15 protein-coding genes and 1 tRNA gene are annotated in these 18,060 nt (G+C 68.2%); 11 read left to right on the forward strand and 5 right to left on the reverse strand.

The features are described from left to right. The first annotated feature begins 94 nt into the window (after positions 1 to 94). The 4 genes from GOHSU_RS06320 to GOHSU_RS06335 all read left to right on the forward strand — a co-directional run bounded on the left by GOHSU_RS06320 (position 95) and on the right by GOHSU_RS06335 (position 4,769). Positions 95 to 169 (forward strand) — tRNA-Val (locus tag GOHSU_RS06320). Between the two features lie 219 nt (positions 170 to 388). Continuing rightward, positions 389 to 1,201, forward strand: coding sequence for a maleylpyruvate isomerase family mycothiol-dependent enzyme (locus tag GOHSU_RS06325; RefSeq protein ID WP_005938561.1), 813 nt, complete (start codon positions 389 to 391; stop codon positions 1,199 to 1,201). Positions 1,202 to 1,290: 89 nt separating this feature from the next. Next, positions 1,291 to 2,148, forward strand: coding sequence for an SGNH/GDSL hydrolase family protein (locus tag GOHSU_RS06330; protein WP_005938564.1), 858 nt, complete (start codon positions 1,291 to 1,293; stop codon positions 2,146 to 2,148). A 149-nt stretch (positions 2,149 to 2,297) separates the two neighbouring features. Then, a complete protein-coding gene (locus GOHSU_RS06335) occupies positions 2,298 to 4,769 on the forward strand; it encodes an acyltransferase family protein (protein ID WP_005938567.1) in 2,472 nt (823 codons plus the stop codon). 42 nt (positions 4,770 to 4,811) lie between these two features. Here the strand turns inward: GOHSU_RS06335 and GOHSU_RS06340 are convergent, their stop codons facing one another. From GOHSU_RS06340 to GOHSU_RS06350, 3 genes are all read right to left on the reverse strand, one after another. Beyond that, on the reverse strand, positions 4,812 to 5,282 hold the full coding sequence (locus tag GOHSU_RS06340; RefSeq protein WP_005938570.1) for a peroxiredoxin: 471 nt from the start codon (positions 5,280 to 5,282) through the stop codon (positions 4,812 to 4,814). Beyond that, the gene (locus GOHSU_RS06345) at positions 5,282 to 5,695 is read right to left on the reverse strand and encodes a DUF3052 domain-containing protein (RefSeq protein ID WP_005938573.1); all 414 of its coding nucleotides are present in this window, start codon (positions 5,693 to 5,695) and stop codon (positions 5,282 to 5,284) included. The genes GOHSU_RS06340 and GOHSU_RS06345 overlap by 1 nt, the downstream gene beginning before the upstream one ends. 150 nt (positions 5,696 to 5,845) lie before the next feature. Then, entirely contained in the window at positions 5,846 to 6,346 is a 501-nt protein-coding gene (locus tag GOHSU_RS06350; protein ID WP_005938576.1) for an Rv2240c family protein, read from the reverse strand. Positions 6,347 to 6,597: 251 nt separating this feature from the next. On the opposite strand from GOHSU_RS06350, the gene aceE reads away from it, so the two are divergent. The 7 genes from aceE (at position 6,598) to GOHSU_RS06385 (ending at position 16,145) form a co-directional block, all read left to right on the forward strand. Next, the gene (gene aceE, locus GOHSU_RS06355) at positions 6,598 to 9,369 is read left to right on the forward strand and encodes a pyruvate dehydrogenase (acetyl-transferring), homodimeric type (RefSeq protein WP_005938579.1); all 2,772 of its coding nucleotides are present in this window, start codon (positions 6,598 to 6,600) and stop codon (positions 9,367 to 9,369) included. A gap of 48 nt (positions 9,370 to 9,417) precedes the next feature. After that, entirely contained in the window at positions 9,418 to 10,686 is a 1,269-nt protein-coding gene (locus tag GOHSU_RS06360; RefSeq protein WP_005938581.1) for a PucR family transcriptional regulator, read from the forward strand. A 206-nt stretch (positions 10,687 to 10,892) separates the two neighbouring features. After that, the gene (locus GOHSU_RS06365) at positions 10,893 to 11,804 is read left to right on the forward strand and encodes an ACP S-malonyltransferase (protein ID WP_024332833.1); all 912 of its coding nucleotides are present in this window, start codon (positions 10,893 to 10,895) and stop codon (positions 11,802 to 11,804) included. A 138-nt stretch (positions 11,805 to 11,942) separates the two neighbouring features. Continuing rightward, a complete protein-coding gene (gene acpM, locus GOHSU_RS06370) occupies positions 11,943 to 12,245 on the forward strand; it encodes a meromycolate extension acyl carrier protein AcpM (protein WP_005938585.1) in 303 nt (100 codons plus the stop codon). Continuing rightward, a complete protein-coding gene (locus GOHSU_RS06375) occupies positions 12,245 to 13,513 on the forward strand; it encodes a KasA/KasB family beta-ketoacyl-ACP synthase (protein ID WP_005938587.1) in 1,269 nt (422 codons plus the stop codon). Before acpM ends, GOHSU_RS06375 begins: the two co-directional genes overlap by 1 nt. A 34-nt stretch (positions 13,514 to 13,547) precedes the next feature. Beyond that, a complete protein-coding gene (locus GOHSU_RS06380; protein ID WP_005938590.1) occupies positions 13,548 to 14,999 on the forward strand; it encodes an acyl-CoA carboxylase subunit beta in 1,452 nt (483 codons plus the stop codon). A gap of 627 nt (positions 15,000 to 15,626) precedes the next feature. After that, the gene (locus GOHSU_RS06385; protein ID WP_005938593.1) at positions 15,627 to 16,145 is read left to right on the forward strand and encodes a DUF3145 domain-containing protein; all 519 of its coding nucleotides are present in this window, start codon (positions 15,627 to 15,629) and stop codon (positions 16,143 to 16,145) included. Here the strand turns inward: GOHSU_RS06385 and GOHSU_RS17180 are convergent. Both GOHSU_RS17180 and GOHSU_RS06395 read right to left on the reverse strand, forming a co-directional pair. Continuing rightward, entirely contained in the window at positions 16,130 to 16,687 is a 558-nt protein-coding gene (locus GOHSU_RS17180; protein WP_005938596.1) for a hypothetical protein, read from the reverse strand. The two genes, GOHSU_RS06385 and GOHSU_RS17180, sit on opposite strands and share 16 nt — an antisense overlap. A 192-nt stretch (positions 16,688 to 16,879) precedes the next feature. Continuing rightward, positions 16,880 to 17,953: a baeRF3 domain-containing protein gene (locus tag GOHSU_RS06395; RefSeq protein WP_005938599.1), complete on the reverse strand. Its 1,074-nt coding sequence runs from the start codon at positions 17,951 to 17,953 to the stop codon at positions 16,880 to 16,882. Between the last annotated feature and the right edge of the window lie 107 nt (positions 17,954 to 18,060).

Here is an 18,060-nt window from a genome sequence, read left to right on the forward strand (position 1 = left end):
CCGGGGTGCACCCGAACCCCGCGATCAGCCGCCGCACCGGTGGCGGGTTTGGGACCCGTCGGCCCGGACGGTATCTTTCACTGCAGTCGACCATGCGCGTATAGCTCAGCGGTAGAGCACTGGTTTTACACACCAGCGGTCGTAGGTTCGATCCCTACTGCGCGCACCACCTGCCTCCTCGCGACCCGTTCGGCGGACCTGCGAGGCCTGTGACAGACCCGCAGTCAGCCGGCTCGGACAACGTCATTGCGCACCGGCGACCAGGCCCCGGCGGGCCGGAGAAGGCCTTCCCGGGCACACCCGAATCCAGGGCGCGCCGAGAAGAATCCGGGCGCTATTGCCGCATCGGGGTTAGCGTGAAATCCTCAGCCCGCCAAGGAGGTTCCCGATGATCACTCGCGTTCCCCGTAAACCCGTGATCGACGCATTGCGCGAGGAGTGGTCCGTACTGGACACGCTGGCGCACTCGCTCAGCGACGAGCAGTGGGCGGCCCCGTCGATCCTGCCCGGCTGGAGCGTGAGCGATATCTACGCCCACATCGTCGGCACCGAATGGATGCTGACCGGCCGCGAGGTGGCCCCGACGCGCGACGTCTCCACCCTCGATCACGTGCGCAATCCGATCGGCGAGTTCAACGAGCACTGGCTCGACTTCTACCGCGCCCGCTCCCGCCAGCAGTTGATGGACGACTTCGCCAAGGTCACCACCCAGCGCCTCACCGCACTGGACGGACTGGCCGTTCAGCAGTGGGATGCCGAGACCCAGACACCGGTCGGCCCCGACAGCTACGGGCGTTTCATGCGGGTGCGGGTCTTCGACTGCTGGGCCCACGAGATCGACATCCGCGACAGCCTCGGACTGGGCGTGCCCGACGACGTGGTGCCGGCCACCGCGGCCCGCAAGGAGATGGCCGCCTCGTTGCCGTTCATCGTCGGCAAACGCGTCGGAGCCTCCGCCGGTACCGCCGTGACCGTCGCTTTCACCGGCCTGGTCCCGCGGGCGGTGCACATCGCCGTCGAGGATCGCGCGGCACTGGTCCCGGCCCTGGACGGTCCGGCCGATGTCACGTTGCGGGTCGACCTGGTCGACTACGCGCGCCTGATCGGGGGACGCTCGACGGCCGATCCTGCCTCGGTGCACATCGAGGGCGACCACGCGCTCGGCGAGAAGATCGTCGCGAATCTGCACTACATGATCTGACCCCGAAGCGCTCGGCGATCGTTTCGTGATCGATCCGATGCCGCCCCGGCTTGAAACAGATGGGGCAGGTAGGCTGCAATGGTTCTATTGTGACTCCTGAGATCAAGCTGTCCTCGCGTACCCGCCGTCCGCTTCGCCATGCCGTTGCGGCGCTGGGCGTCGCCGCTCTGGCCGGTCTGGGCCTGAGCCTGGCCGCGCCGGCGGCCTACGCCGAGCCCGCCGATGCCGCCGCCGAGGCGCTCGGTGCCGTCGGTCGGCTCCTGCAGGAGGGCACGAGCAACGGCTCGGCGAATCTCCCCGGCCTCAACAGCCTCCTCGATCCCGACAATCTGCGGCCGGACGGCCCGCGGGGCGGCAACGGCACCACCTCGTGTTCGACCGTGGTCCACATCGGCGACTCCACGTCGGTCGGTATCGACGACGCGGCCACCGTCGGCGATCCCGCGGCCAGGCTCAGCGAGCAGTACCGCGCCGTGGGCGTGACCCGCACCGTCCTCAACGCCGACGGCGGCCGCTCGATCGTCGAGCGTGTCAACGGCGCGCCCAACGCGGTTGAGGCCATCGCCTCCGAACAGGCCAAGGGCCATCGCGGCTGCTGGGTGATCGCAATGGGCGTCAACGACGCTGCCAACATCGGGGTGGGCAGCACGGTGCACGCCGATGAGCGCATCGACCGCGTGATGGGCACGCTCGACGGCCAGCGCGTGCTGTGGCCCACCGTGTCCACCCGCAGCCCGTCGGTCAACGGTTACAGCGAGCAGAACATGACCAGCTTCAACCAGGCGCTGCGCCGCGCCACACAGCGCTACCCGAATCTGCGGGTGATGGACCTGGCCGCCCAGACCCAGCCGGGCTGGTTCACCGACGACGGGATCCACTATTCCGGCACCGGTTCGGCGGCCCGCAACCGGCTCTACGCCGCCGGTCTGGCCAGCGCCTTTCCGTAAGATCTACCCCCACACCGTAGACTGATCCGGTCGCGGCGGTGCCCCGGGGACACCGCTGCTCAAGCTGAAAACATTCGGCGGACGAACCTCGCGGGGAGCGGGGCGTCCTACCGTGACCGGCATCGATCAGAACAGGGGGCGCGCGAAGCATGCCACGACCGACACACAACCAGACGTCGTATCTGCCTGCTCTCGACGGATTGCGGGCCCTGGCGGTCATCTTCGTGGTGCTCTACCACCTCGACGTCCCCGGGTTCAGCGGCGGATTGCTGGGTGTGGGCATGTTCTTTACGCTGTCGGGCTATCTGATCACCTCGCTGCTGGTCTTCTCCCACGAGCGCACCGGCGGACTGGGACTCAAGAGTTTCTGGATCCGCCGTTTCCGCCGGTTGATGCCGGCCTCGATCCTGGTGCTGGTCGCTACGCTGGTGACCTCGGCGATCGCCCTCCCCAAGGAGTTCCTGGGCTACCTCTGGGAGGCGCTGAGCGCACTGTTCTACGTGAACAACTGGTACACGATCTTCTCCAACGACTCGTATTTCGACCGGTTCGGCGGACCCAGCCCGTTGAGCCACATGTGGTCGTTGTCGATCGAGGAGCAGTTCTACATCTTCTGGCCGCTGATGATGCTGGCCATGTACGCGGTGATCAAACGCCGCATGGGGATGACGATCCTGACCGTCATCCTGGCGCTGATCTCCTTCTATCTGCTCTACTCACTGGCCTCGCCCGCCTTCGACAACACCCGCGCCTATGAGGGCACCGACACCCGCGCCGGGGGTCTGCTGCTGGGTGCAGCCATGGCGTTCTGGTGGCCGGCCCGCAAACACTCCGTCGACCAGGATCGCCGCACCTGGCTGGACGTGGCCGGTCTGGCCGGTATCGCCGCGATCGTCTACCTGGTGATCACCACCGGAGACAACTCGATGAGCCTGTACAGCTGGGGGATCGCGGCACTGACCCTGGCCACCATGGCGATCCTGGCCGCAGCCGTGGCCCCGGACACCCTGGTCGCCAACCTGCTGAGCCTGCCGCCGCTGGTGTGGATCGGGGAACGCTCCTACGGGCTGTACCTGTGGCACATGCCGGTGGTGGCCTTTGTGCCCCTGGCGGTGCGTACCGACTCGCCGTGGCTCAGTGTTCCGCTGGTCGTCGGGCTGACGGTGCTGCTGGCCGCTCTGTCGTGGCGGTACCTGGAGGATCCGATCCGCCGCTACGGCTTCCGTAATGCTCTGACCGGACGGCACGACGACCCCGATCCGCACCGCTCCCCCGTGGTCTCGCCTCGGTCCGGCCCCACGCCAGATCAGAACGCAGAGACCACGGCTGCTGATCCGGCCGATCCGCCAGCCGACGCCCCCGACTCGGTTCCGGCCGGCCCGGTGCGCGTGAGCAGTATCGTCGAGCAGCCGATCGACCTGTCCGACGTTCTCACCGGCGGCCACACCCTCGACGATGCCGCGGCCGACGACCAGACCGCCGAGACCGAGCTCAGCAGCCTCGACGAGGGTCCCGCTCCGGCCGCCGAGCCCGCGCACGACAGCGACTCGCTGCCGCTGGAGATGGTGGTTCTGGAGATGCCGGCGATCGACGCCGACGAGACCCCCGACCCCGACGACACCCTCGATCCCGACGACTCCCTCGATACCGACGGCGCGGAGGGCGCCGAGGCTCCTGTCGCCGAAGCCACCGCCGACACCGAGGGCCCGGCCATCGACGAGAAGCTTGTGGTGGTGATCCCCGATCCGCGTCCGCGCACGACCCGGCGCCGGCTGCGGCGATCGGTCGGCTCGGTGCTGGGTCTGCTGTCGCTGGCCGTCGCCGTCCTGGTCGGCACCACCATGCTGCATCCGGACATGGCCGTGGTGCGAGCACTCTCGTTCGAGCATCAGGAAGACATCGGCGATCTGGTCGACGAGTCGGCCACCGCTCCGGTCGGTCCCACGCTGCCTGCCGCCCAACGACGTACCGAGTGCACCGAGGTGATCCACGTCGGCGACTCCACCGCGCTGGGGATGACCGAACCGGAGATGCAGCCCGATCCCCGCAAGCGGCTGACCGCCCAGTACACCCGCGTGGGCGCCAAAGTGGTGCGCATGGATGTGGTCGGCGGACGTTCCAGCCTCGAGCGCCTGGAGGGTGCACCCAATGCGGCCGAGTCGATCCAGACCGATCTGGACAACGGCTGGGAGGGCTGCTGGGTGATGAACATGGGCATCAACGACGCCGCCAATATGGAGGTCGGCGGTCCCGGTCCGGCCGCGATGCGGATCGACCGGCTGCTGTCCCCGCTGAAGGGTCAGCCCGTGCTGTGGCCGACGGTCATCACCAATCAGCTGAATCAGAACCCGGCGTACAACAACCGCGCGATGCAGCGGTTCAACCGGGCCCTGGTCGAGGCGTGCAAGCGCTACCCGAATCTGCGCATCTACGATCTGGCTGGCGAGGTGGACCAGAGTTGGTTCTCCGACGGGGTCCACTTCACCGCCGAAGGCAACGTGCAGCGGGCGCGGATGATCTCGACGGCGCTGGCCACCGCCTTCCCGGCCGAGGATCAGGCGCCCGACGGCTGCCTGATCAAGTCGATCGAGCCGGTCGTGGAGACTCCTGCCGAGAAGTAGGGCACCCCGGCCGGGCCGCGGGTGCCTGGCAGCTACCGGCAGCTATGGGGCGACGACGCCGAGGACGGCTTCCCAGGTCTGGGCGGTCCGGGCCTCACCGGGCCCGACCATCGCCGAGAACAGCACGGTGGCGTCGCGGTCGACCAGGAAGGTGCCGCGATTGGGGATGCCGCGCACCTCGTCGAACACCCCGTACTCCTGCGCCACCGCCCCGTGCGGCCAGAAGTCGGACAGGATCGGGAACAGGAAGCCCTGGGCCGACGACCACACCTTGTGCGTGGGCGGCGGCCCCACCGAGACCGCGACGGTGCTCATACCGTCGGCGGTGAACTCCGGCAGCCGATCGCGGATGTAGCCCAGTTCCCCTTCGCACGTACCGGTGAACGCCAGCGGGAAGAAGACCACCAGTACCGGGCCCTGCTCGCGCAGCGCGGCCAGTGAGACCTCTTGATTGTTCTGATCGCGCAGTACGAAGTCCGGCGCCGTCGCGCCGACGGGTACGGGTCCGCTCATCAGCGTCTACCGCGCGAACGAGACTCCAGACGCGAACCCGACCAGTCACCCAGGTTGATCACCTTGGTCTGGCTCAGTCCGGCGGTCGGTGCAGCCTCGGCGATCTCGCTCGGGTCCACGTAGCCGTCCTTGCCGGTCTTCGGGGACACGACCCAGATGAAGCCGCCCTCGGCCAGTGGAGTGATCGCGTCGACCAGGGCGTCGACCAGATCGCCGTCGCCGTCGCGCCACCACAGCAGCACGGCGTCGATCACGTCGACCGCATCCTCGTCGAGCATCTCGTCGTCGATCACGTCTTCGATATCGGCACGCAGGTCGTCGTCGGTGTCCTCATCCCACCCGAGCTCCTGAATCACCATTCCTTTGGTGAATCCGAGCTTTCCGACATTACCGTCCTCCGTGGTGGCTACCACCGGGTGCGACCTCCTGGTTCGTCTGTGCGGCGACGCGGGGGTTCCGCGCGCCGGAGGCCGCAGCAGCGACCCCTTCGGTCCAGCGTAGAGGGTCCAGCGCCCGATCGCGCGATGTTCTCCCCCGCGACGCTTCTGCGCGTCGCGCGCCGGTCAATTGGTTCCGGTCGGCATGAACTCGCCGCAGGCGTCGATCAGCCCGGTCCGCTGCCGGCTCCACTGCTCCATCGCACTGTTCAGCGCGATCTTGTGGCGCTTGCTCACCTGCTCGGACAACTGCTCGGTGGCGGTGAGGAAATCGTGCACCTTCTGCTCGATGTCATCGGGCAGTTGCGGAGTCAGCGCCTCCCGCACCAGATCGGCGCCGGTGTTGAACGTATCGACGGCGTACCGGTCCTCCTTGTCGATCTCGGCGTAGTCCTGCGTGTCGTTGAGTCGCACGATGAAGGCGTTGTAATCGCGCACCATCACCCCGGCCGAGGTGATCACCTGATGGCAGACCTTGATCGCCGCGTCGATGCCCTCGCGCGATTCGGTGGTGACCGTGGTGACCCCGGGCGACGGCGCCGGCGCGGTCGACTGACCGCCGCACCCGGTCAGCATCAGCGCACCGGCCACGGCGGGCAACACCACCACATGCCTCGGCGAACGCACACCCTGCTCCTCCCCCTGGGCGTCGCTGCCCGACCCGTTTGCACAGGGCCGCTCCCCTGGAACGACGATCGATGTCCTTATCCTGCCGCACCGTACCGTGCACACCCAAAGCGTGTCCCGGCAATCGGCGCCGGGCACGTCTGTTCCAACCCCTGCCGGGTATCGCCCGCATCGGGCACGATGGAAGTGGTGGGCGCCGCTGCCCCCTCGAGCAGACCATTGAGTCGACGACGAGTAGAACAGGTGGAATCGTGACCGACCAGGCCGACGTCAACGCAGGACCCCCGACCCGCACCAACCGCGTACAGGTCATCCGTGACGGGGTGGCGTCGTATCTCGCCGACTCCGATCCATCCGAGACCGACGAGTGGCTCGAGTCCTTCGACGGGATGCTCGCCAACGCCGGCCCCGAACGCGCCCGCTATCTGATGCTGCGGATGCTCGAGCGCGCCGACGATGCCCGCGTCCAGCTGCCGTCGCTGACCTCCACCGACTTCGTCAACACCATCCCCACCGATCTGGAGCCGGAGTTCCCCGGCGACGAGCACATGGAACGACGATTCCGCGCCTACATCCGCTGGAACGCGGCCATCATGGTGCACCGTGCCCAGCGGCCGGGGATCGGCGTCGGCGGGCACATCTCCACCTACGCCTCCTCGGCATCGCTGTACGAGGTCGGCTTCAACCACTTCTTCCGCGGCCTGGACCATCCCGGCGGCGGCGACCAGCTGTTCATCCAGGGGCACGCCTCCCCCGGCATCTACGCCCGCGCCTTCCTCGAGGGCCGGATCGACGAGTCCCGGATGGACGGCTTCCGGCAGGAACACAGCCACGCCGGCCTCGGCGGCGGGCTGCCGTCGTACCCGCACCCACGGCTGATGCCCGAGTTCTGGCAGTTCCCGACGGTGTCGATGGGCCTGGGGCCCATGAACGCGATCTACCAGGCGCGGGTCAACCGGTATCTGCATGCCAACGGCATCAAGGACACCTCCGACCAGCATGTGTGGGCCTTCCTCGGCGACGGGGAGATGGACGAGCCCGAATCGCGCGGTCTGGCTCAGGTCGCCGCCCTCGACCACCTGGACAACCTGACCTTCGTGATCAACTGCAATCTGCAGCGGCTGGACGGTCCGGTGCGTGGCAACGGCAAAATCATCCAGGAGCTCGAATCGTTCTTCCGCGGTGCCGGCTGGAACGTCATCAAGGTGGTGTGGGGCCGCGAATGGGATGCGCTGCTGCACGCCGACCAGGACGGCGCCCTGGTGAACCTGATGAACAAGACCGCCGACGGCGACTATCAGACCTACCGGGCCAACGACGGCGCCTTCATCCGCGAGCACTTCTTCGGACGTGATCCGCGCACCAAAGAGCTGGTCAAGGACTACACCGACGAGCAGATCTGGCAGCTCAAGCGCGGCGGGCACGACTACCGCAAGATCTACGCCGCCTACCAGGCCGCCCTCGAGCACAAGGGTCAGCCGACGGTGATCCTGGCCCACACCATCAAGGGCTATACCTTGGGCAGCCACTTCGAGGGCCGCAACGCCACCCACCAGATGAAGAAGATGACGCTGGCGGATCTGAAGGCCTTCCGCGACACCAACCGGATCCCGATCACCGACGCCCAGCTCGAGGCCGACCCCGCGCTGCCGCCGTACTACAACCCGGGCACCGACTCGCCCGAGATCGAGTACATGATCGAACGCCGCAAGGAGCTCGGGGGTTTCCTGCCCCAACGGCATCTGACGCACACACCGCTCAAGGCCGACACCTCCGCGGCGATCAAGGCGGTCTCCGGCGGCTCGGGCAAACAGCAGGTCGCCTCGACGATGGCGCTGGTGCGGATCTTCAAGGAACTGCTGCGCGATCCGGTGATCGGCAAGCGCATCGTGCCGATCATCCCCGACGAGGCCCGCACCTTCGGGATGGACTCGTGGTTCCCGACGCTGCAGATCTATAACCCGTCGGGCCAGCTGTACACCGCGGTCGACGCCGAGCTGATGCTGGCCTACAAAGAGTCCGAGCAGGGCCGCATTCTGCACGAGGGCATCAACGAGGCCGGCTCCACCGCCTGCTTCACCGCGGTGGGCACCTCGTACGCCACCCACAACGAGCCGATGATCCCGCTGTACATCTTCTATTCGATGTTCGGCTTCCAGCGCACCGGCGACAGCCTCTGGGCCGCCGCCGACCAGATGACGCGCGGCTTCGTCATCGGCGCCACCGCCGGGCGGACCACCCTCACCGGCGAGGGTCTGCAGCACGCCGACGGCCACTCGCATCTGCTGGCCGCCAGCAACCCGGCGGTGGTCGCCTACGACCCGGCCTTCGCCTACGAGCTGGCCCACATCATCGACGACGGGCTGACCCGCATGTACGGCGAGGACCCGGAGAACGTCTACTACTACATCACCGTCTACAACGAGCCGATCCACCAGCCGGCCGAGCCGGAGAATCTGGACCTGGCCGGTATTCGCAAAGGCATCTATCTGTACCGGCCGGCGCAGATCGACGGTGAACGCGCCTCGATCCTCGTCTCGGGGGTCACGATGGGCGACGGCCTGGCCGCCCAGGACCTGCTCGCCCAGGACTACGGGATCGCCGCCGATGTGTACTCGGTGACCTCCTGGACCGAACCGGCGCGCGAAGGCATCGAGTGCGACAGGCAGGAGCTGCGCGAGGGCGTGCTGCGCAAGCCTTGGGTCACCGAACTGTTGGCACAGGGCGCGAGCCCGTTCGTGGCGGCATCGGACTATCAGCGCGCGGTGCAGGAGCAGTTGCGCCCCTACGTGCCCGGCGGCTACCTGACGCTGGGTACCGACGGATTCGGCTTCTCCGACACTCGTTCGGCCGCCCGCCGGGTCTTCAACGTCGACGCCGCCTCCATCGCCGTAGGCGTCCTGGTCGCCCTGGCGCGGGAAGGCCGGATCGAGCGCACGGTGGCCACCGAGGCCGCCGAGCGCTACCAGATCACCGACGTGCACGCCGCACCGGTCAGCACCGCCGACCCGGGCACCGCCTGAGCCCCGTCGTCGCCGAACCGGCGGCGATCGTCCGATAGCTTGGTGCCTGTGTCCGACGAACCGCTGATCCCCAGCTCCCTCACCGACGCCTTCGGTGAGGGAGGCGCGCACATCCCGACCTCCTCGTCGGTGCACGATGCGCTGCCGGAGACACTGCTGCGCCGGATCAAGCAGTACAGCGGGCGGCTGGCGACCGAGGCGGTCGCCTCGATGTCCAAGCAGCTGCCCTACTTCGCCGACCTGGATGCGAGCCAGCGCGCCGGTGTGCAGCTGGTGGTGCAGACCGCGGTGGTCAACTTCGTCGAATGGATCCAGGACCCCGACAGCAACATCAAGTTCTCGGTGCAGGCCTTCCAGGTGGTCCCCCAGGACCTAGCCAGTCGCATCACGCTGCTGCAGAGCGTCGAGATGGTCCGGGTTGCCATGGAGTTCTTCGAGAAGTGGCTCCCGCTGCTGGCGCGCGAGGACGCCCAGCTGCGGGCGCTGACCGAGGCGGTGCTGCGGTACGGGCGGGAGATCGGTTTCGCCGCCGCCGCCATCTACGCCTCGGCCGCCGAATCCCGCGGCGCCTGGGACTCGCGGCTGGAGGCCCTGGTGGTCGACGGGGTGGTCCGCGGTGACACCGGCCCGCAGCTGATGTCGCGGGCTGCGGCACTGAACTGGGACTCCGATGCCCCGGCCACCGTGATCATCGGTTCGCCGCCGCCGGAACAGAACGTCTCGGTGCCGTTGGCGATCCACAACACCGCCAAGCGCTACGACCGCGCGGCACTGTCGGTGGTGCAGGGCCGGCGCCTGGTGGCCATCGTCAGCGGCGCGATCCGGCCCACCGACCGGTTCCTGACCGATCTGCTCGAGCACTTCTCCGACGGCCCGGTGGTGATCGGCCCCACCATGCCCAATCTGGTATCGGCACCGGCCAGTGCGATCGAGGCGATCGCCGGTATCGAGGCCGTCGTCGGCTGGCCCGGCGCCCCGCGCCCCACCCACAGTTCCGAGTTGCTGGCCGAGCGCGCACTCAACGGCGATGCCAGTGCCGTGCGCACCATGACCGAGACCCTGGTGACCCCGCTGCAGGATGCCTCCGGCTCGCTGACGGTCACTCTCGACGCCTTTCTGGACGCCGGAAACTCGATCGAGCAGTGCGCCCGCGCGTTGTATGTTCATCCCAATACGGTCCGCTATCGATTGAAAAAGATCGCAGATGCCACCGGACGTGATCCAAGTAACCCTCGCGACGCCTACGTCTTGCGTGTCGCCGCCACTGTGGGTCGTTTGGCACGATTCAGCCAAGAAACGCCGCAATCTGCCCCGTGAGTCCCATTGGCACCACCCCCAGCGCCACATTTGTGCTGGCAGAGGCGTTTCGGCATCGATTTGGTAACGGATCTCGGTGCGGCAACGATGCGGGCACCACCCGATGGCCACTCCCGACGCTTTTGTAGGAACCCTACAAAAAGTGGGCGAAAGGTTCGGACCCCTCGACACCCCACGAGACCCCCTAAACGGTGTTCGCTAGTCACGTGCTTTCGTTGTTAGCGCCCGGACAGGGCTCTCAGACTCCCGGCATGTTGACCGAATGGTTGGCACAGCCCGGTGCCACCGAGCGCGTCGCCGCATGGTCGGAGGTGACCGGACTGGACCTGGTGCGCCTGGGCACCACCGCCACGGCGGAGGAGATCACCGATACCGCGGTGACCCAGCCGCTCGTGGTGGCTGCCGCTCTGCTCGCCTACGAGCAGTTGGGCGTCACCGCCGGTGAACTGCCGGCCGACACCGTGGTGGCCGGCCACTCGGTCGGCGAACTGGCCGCCGCCGCCATCGCCGGTGTCATCTCCGACGACGACGCCGTCCGCCTGGCCGCCATCCGCGGCGCCGAGATGGCCAAGGCCTGCGCGCTCGAGCCGACCACCATGGCCGCGGTCCTCGGCGGCGACGAGGAGCAGGTCCTGGCCAAGCTCGCCGAGTACGACCTGGTCCCGGCCAACCGCAACGCCGCCGGCCAGATCGTGGCCGCCGGATCGGTGGAGAACATCGACAAGCTGATCGACGACGCCCCGGAGAAGGCCCGCATCCGCAAGATCGCCGTCGCCGGCGCCTTCCACACCCACTTCATGGCCCCGGCCCAGGAGGCCGTCGCCGCGGCCGCGGCCCAGATCACCCCGGCCGATCCGGTGTTCACCCTGCTGTCCAACGCGGACGGGCAGCCGGTGACCAGCGGCGTCGAGGCACTGGACAAGCTCGTCTCCCAGGTCACCAGCCCGGTGCGCTGGGATCTGTGCAATGCCTACCTGCGCGAGGAGGGCGTCGACTCGATCGTCGAGCTCGCACCCGGCGGCACCCTGGTGGGTATCGCCAAGCGCGAGCTCAAGGGCGTGCCCGCGCGCGCCGTCAAGGTCCCCACCGATCTGGAGGACCTACCAGGACTTGGATAGCGGTCGGTTCCACCGACCCCGCCCGGAGAGCCGCACCCGCGGCTCATCCAATGCGGTGCGCCGAACGGCACATCGCACTCCGGACCTGCAGTACCCCGATACGCCTACACAGCGTCACGACAAATGAAGGAGGCCGAAATGGCTGCAACTCAGGAACAGCTCATCGCCGGTATCGCCGAGATCATCGAAGAGGTCACCGGCATCGAACCGTCCGAGGTCACCATGGAGAAGTCGTTCGTCGACGACCTGGACATCGACTCGCTGTCGATGGTCGAGATCGCCGTCCAGACCGAGGACAAGTACGGCGTCAAGATCCCCGATGAGGATCTGGCCAACCTGCGTACCGTCGGCGACGCCGTCGGCTACATCCAGAAGCTCGAGGCTGAGAACCCCGAGGCCGCCGCAGCGATCGCTGCTCAGATCGAGGCTGAACAGAACTGATGACCGAGCTGCGAGACTTCTCCACGCGCGGTGGAGAGTTCCCCAGTGTGGTGGTGACCTCGATGGTCGCCACCACCTCCCTGGGCGTCGACCTCGATTCCACCTGGGAGAAGCTCGTGGCCGGTGAGACCGGTATCCGTGAGCTCACCGACGACTTCGTCACCCAGTTCGGGGAACTTCCTTCCCGCATCGGCGGGCGCCTGATCGAGGATCCGGCGCTGGAGGTGACCCGTGTCGAGGCACGACGCATGGCGTACGTCGAGCGTGTGTCGCATGTGATGAGCAAGCGGCTCTGGGCCCAAGCCGGTGAACCGGAGGTCGACCCCGAGCGGTTGGCCGTGGTGATCGGTACCGGCCAGGGCGGCGGCGACGCCATGATCGACGCGGTCAAGGCTATCGAGACGTCCGGCAACTACCGCAAGGTGTCGCCGCTCGCGGTCTCCATGGCCATGCCGAACGGCCCGGCGGCCGTGGCCGGTCTGAACGTCGGTGCCCGCGCCGGCGTCATCACCCCGGTCTCGGCCTGTTCGTCCGGTGCCGAGGCGATCGCCCACGCCTGGCGGCACATCGTCCTCGGTGACGCCGATATGGTCGTCACCGGCGGCGTCGAGGGGCACATCGATGCGATTCCGATCGCGGCCTTCTCGATGATGCGTGCCATGAGCACCCGCAACGACGATCCGGCCGGCGCTTCGCGTCCGTTCGACAAGGATCGTGACGGCTTCGTCTTCGGCGAGGCCGCCGCGATGATGGTGATCGAGCGCGAGGACCACGCCCTGGCCCGCGGTGCGCACATCCACGCCCGCATCATGGGCGCCGGTATCACCTCCGACGGTTTCCATCTGGTCGCCCCGGACCCCAGCGGTCAGGGCAACACCCGGGCGATGACCCGGGCGATGCAGACCGCCGGACTGACCAAGGAAGACATCACGCACGTGAACGCGCACGCGACGTCGACCCCGATCGGTGATACCGCGGAAGCACTGGGCATCCAGGCGGCCGTGGGCAACCATGCCGCGATCTACGCGCCGAAGTCGGCGCTGGGCCACTCGATCGGCGCCGTCGGTGCCCTCGAAGCGGTCCTGACCATCAAGTCGGTGGAAGAGGGAGTGATCCCGCCGACGCTGAACCTGGAGAACCTCGACCCCGAGTGCGGCGACATCGACGTCGTCCACGGCGAGGCCCGCCGCGGGCAGATCGATTACGCCCTGAGCAACTCCTTCGGGTTCGGTGGCCACAACGTGGCGCTCGCCATCGGGCGTTACTGATCCACTCCACCACCCTCACCCCGAGGAGACCGTGATGACGACACTGGCACCCGTTCCGGGACACCGGGAGGCAGCCGATCCCCGCGATCCGCTGCTGCGTCTGAACAGTTTCTTCGACGAGGGCACCGTGGCGCTCCTGCACCCCCGAGACACCTCGGGGGTGCAGGCCGCCGCCGGTCTGGTCAACGGTGTGCGCACCATCGCCTACTGCACCGACGGCACCGTCATGGGCGGGGCCATGGGTGTGGTCGGCTGCGCCCACATCATCAACGCGATCGACACCGCCATCGACGAGCAGGCACCCGTGGTGGGCATCTGGCACTCCGGCGGCGCTCGTCTGGCCGAGGGCGTCGAGGCCCTGGATGCGGTCGGCCGCGTCTTCGAAGCCATGGTCCGTGCCTCCGGTGTGGTCCCCCAGATCTCCGTCGTCGTCGGTTTCGCCGCCGGCGGCGCCGCCTACGGTCCCGCGCTGACCGATGTGGTCATCATGGCGCCCGACGGCCGCGTCTTCGTCACCGGCCCGGATGTGGTCCGCAGCGTCACCGGCGAGGACGTCGACATGGAGTCCCTCGGCGGCCCGCACACCCACGGCCGCAAGTCCGGGGTCAGTCACATCACCGCCGATTCGGAAGACGACGCCTACTGGCGCGCCCGGCGACTGGTGTGCACCTTCGCCCAGCAGGGGCATTTCAACAAGGCACTGGCCGAAGCCGGCGATACCGACCTCAAGGCACTGCTGCCCGAATCCAACCGGCGCGCCTACGACGTGCATCCGGTGATCGAGAAGCTGCTGGATACCCAGCTCGCCGCCGACGGTGTCACCGAGGTGAGCACCTACGAGGAACTGCAGGCCAAGTGGGCCCCGAACATCTCGGTCGGGTTCGGCCGGCTGTCGGGGCGCAGCGTCGGCGTGGTGGCCAACAACCCGTTGCGGATGGGTGGCTGCCTCAACTCCGAGGCGGCCGAGAAGGCCGCCCGCTTCGTGCGCCTGTGCGACGCCTTCGGCATTCCGCTGATCGTCCTGACCGATGTCCCCGGCTATCTGCCCGGCGTGGATCAGGAATGGGGCGGGGTGGTCCGGCGCGGCGCCAAGCTCCTGCACGCTTTCGCCGACTGCGCGGTCCCCCGTGTCACCCTGGTGACCCGCAAGATCTACGGCGGCGCCTACATCGCGATGAACGCCCGCGCCCTGGGCGCGACCGCCGTCTTCGCCTGGCCCGGCTCCGAGGTCGCCGTCATGGGCGCCAAGGCCGCGGTGGGGATCCTGCATAAGAAGACCCTCGCAGCCGCACCCGAGCATGAGCGCGAAGAACTGCACGACCGCCTGGCCGCCGAACACGAAGAGATCGCCGGCGGCGTCGGCCGGGCCCAGTCCATCGGGGTCGTCGACGAGATCATCGATCCCGCGCGCACCCGCAGCCGCATCGCCGCGGCCCTGGCCGCCGCCCGCCCCGGGCGCGGCACCCACCGCAATATCCCGCTGTAGACCGCCCGTCCGGCTCCCGTCCACCGCGCCTCACGCAGCCCCTGCGTTCGCGGCCCCCATTCGCGGCCCCGGTTCCGCGCTCGCAGCCCTCGCGGCGTATTCGCGGCCCTCGATTCACGTTCGCGGCCCCGGTTCCGCGCTCGCGGCCCTCGCTGCGTATTCGCGGCCCTCGATTCACGTTCGCGGCGCTCCTCCCGCAGACGCGGCCCTCGTTCCGGACGCGGCGTTAGCGAGTGAAGCGAACGCAGCTGGACGCCGCGTTTACCGGACGAGCGCCGCGTTCATGATCCGAGCACCGCGTTTACCGCCCGGGTGCCGCCCGGCACCGCCTGATCCCGCACACGCGCCGAGTACCAGCGGCAGCGCCATCCACGCGCCACGACCATCCCCTGCGTCAGCGATCCCGCATGGCCGATCGATCACCGCCAGCACATTTGCAACAACTGTCACTTCAATCACTCGGATACCACCTCGGGCCGACACTCCGGCCACACGACACGCCGATGGTCCCAGAAACCACTAGCGCAACACACACCACTCAAGGCATACTTTGTAGCGACAGTGTGTTATCCGGGACGACTAGGCGTTGGGGAAGACGTTCCTCGTCGAACCCGGAGGTGAATACAAGTGCGCAACTTGAACCAGTTTGCGGACCTGACGAGCGGTGTGGTGTACATCCACGCCGCACCCGTCGCGCTGTGCCCGCATGTGGAGTGGGCATTGTCGTCGACGCTGAACGCCCGCGCCGACCTGAAGTGGTCGGCGCAGGAAGCCGAACCCGGCCGCATGCGCGCCATCGTGGACTGGGTCGGCCCGGTGGGCACTGGCGCACGCCTGGCCAACGCCCTGCGCGAATGGTCGGGCCTGCTGTTCGAGGTGACCGAAGACCCCAGTGCCGGGGTGGACGGCGAACGCTTCGCCTATGTCCCGGGCCTGGGCTTGTGGCGCGGGTCCACCAGCGCCAACGGCGACGTCATCCTCGGGGAGATGCAGCTGCGCTCGATGCTCGACGCTCAACCCGACAGCTTCGGGCTCGCCGGCGAGCTGGAGTCCGCCCTGGGCACCGCCTGGGACGAAGCCCTGGAGAACTACCGCATGGGCGGTGTCGGCGCCGAGGTCACCTGGCTCAGTCAGCGCGTCGGCTGACCCTCCTCGCTGACCGCCGTCCCAGCGCCGGACGTCCCAGCGCCGGCCGTCCCAGCGCCGGACGTCGCCCCGCCCTTGCCGGAGTCGCTCTTGTGCGCGCCGGGCTGCGTACCGTCGCCTCCGCGTGAAGACTTGGGCGCGACGGCCCCGCGCGCACCGACCTTGCTCGCTCCCCCGTCGGCGTCACCCAGCGCGGCCAGCCGGTCCTCCCGCTCGAGGCGGATGATGTGCGCGATCCGGGCGAACACCGATTCGAAAGTCAGGGCCACCGCACACAGCATCGCGATGCTGCCCGGCACCAGCACCAGCAGATCGTCGATCTGTTCCCACGCCTTGGGGCTCCACAGCGCCACCCAGGTCAGCAGCAGCGCGATCACCGTGGCGGCCTCGCCGAGTAGATTCAGCGCGACGAATCCTAAGGCTGCAGCGCGGTGCCGGGCGACCGCCTTGCGCGAGAAGTGGAAGTTCGCCGCGAAGGCCAACAGCAGCACCGCAAACAACGACAGCAGCATGCCGAGATCATCGCTGGTCAAGTCACGCATCGCCGGTTCCTCCACGTCTTCGCGGTCATCGGCTCTGACGATAACCCACCGCAACGACGATGCCCGACCGCGCCGTCGGCACCGGCCGCCTCCGGCTCCACAGCGGCACGCTTGAATCTGCCGAACCAGCCGCAGATGCACCGACCCCGCCCCCGGAGAGCTCCGGAGGCGGGGTCGGACAGCAGGCGGGGGTCAGCGAGCGAGCGGGTAGCGCAGGCGCGCCACGGCCACGTCGTTCCAGATCTCCGAGTCGACCTCGGCCGCCCGGACCGGAACCACTTTGCCGCCGTTCTGCAGGACGACCATCGCGATCCGGGACATCAGGTCGTAGCCCTCGTCGGAGAAGGTCAGATCACCGTTGGTGCCGTCCAGGCGGCCCAGGGTGTCGACGGTGAAGTCGTACACCAGGGTGTCGACCGCACCGGCCACGGCAGCACGGGCGATATCGGCCAGATCGGTGGCGACCAGGCCCTTGCTGATGCCGTCGGCGATGGTGTCGACGGTCTCGGTGGCCCGGCGGGCGTTGATGGTGGTCAGGCCCTCCCGGATCGCCTGGTCCACCTGGTCCGGGCGCAGGTCGTCGGGGCTTCCCGGCACCAGGACCACCTCGCGGCGGCCGCTGAAGGCTTCGCGGAACATGCCCTCCAGCGGATCGGTGGCGAACAGGAACAGCGGACGCTCGCTGGTCGGGTCAGCGTGGATCAGAACCGACTCGACCTTGGCGGCCACCCGCTTGGCGTAGCTCTCCAGGGTCTGGGTGCGCTCGTCGCCGTGCGCACGCGCATCGTGGAAGTCGCCCTCGTCGACCTTCAGCTCGTGGGCTTCATCGGTGCCCGAGGCCGACCAGATGTGCCACTCGTTGGCCGACAGCGTCACCGCGTAGGCGCGCTGCGGATTGGCCACCGACCGCACGATCTGGCCCAGGTCCCAGTACTTGCCGACCTGCAGCTGGTGCTCCAGGTTGTTGGGCAGCACAAAGATCTCGGCACCGTCGGCGGTGGCGAAGATCGCCAGCGACCGGGACAGCACGTCCCAGCACGGATCCTCCAGGATCCACTCGGTGATGGCGTGGAACGACTCCTGGATGGCGTGGTCGGCGCCGCGCTCGCGCAGGGTGCGGATCGCCTGGTCCATCGAGCTCTTGACGGCGGTGCGGGCCACGTCGTACTCAGCGGCGGTGGCCGGCACGTAGATGGTCACCGCATTCTCCTTCGGCGCTCCCATCTCGAGCAGCTCGGCGGTGGTCGGGAACTCATATCGTGCCAACGAGGGCCTCCTGTTGCTGTGGTCTGCGCAGGGTCGTCTACGCAGGTGGGCGGGCACACCGGCGTCTTGTCCGCCGGGCGACTCCGCCGATCCGATTTTACCGTGCG

It is taken from the genome of Gordonia hirsuta DSM 44140 = NBRC 16056 (genome assembly GCF_000333015.1).
Classification (GTDB): Bacteria; Actinomycetota; Actinomycetes; order Mycobacteriales; family Mycobacteriaceae; genus Gordonia; species Gordonia hirsuta.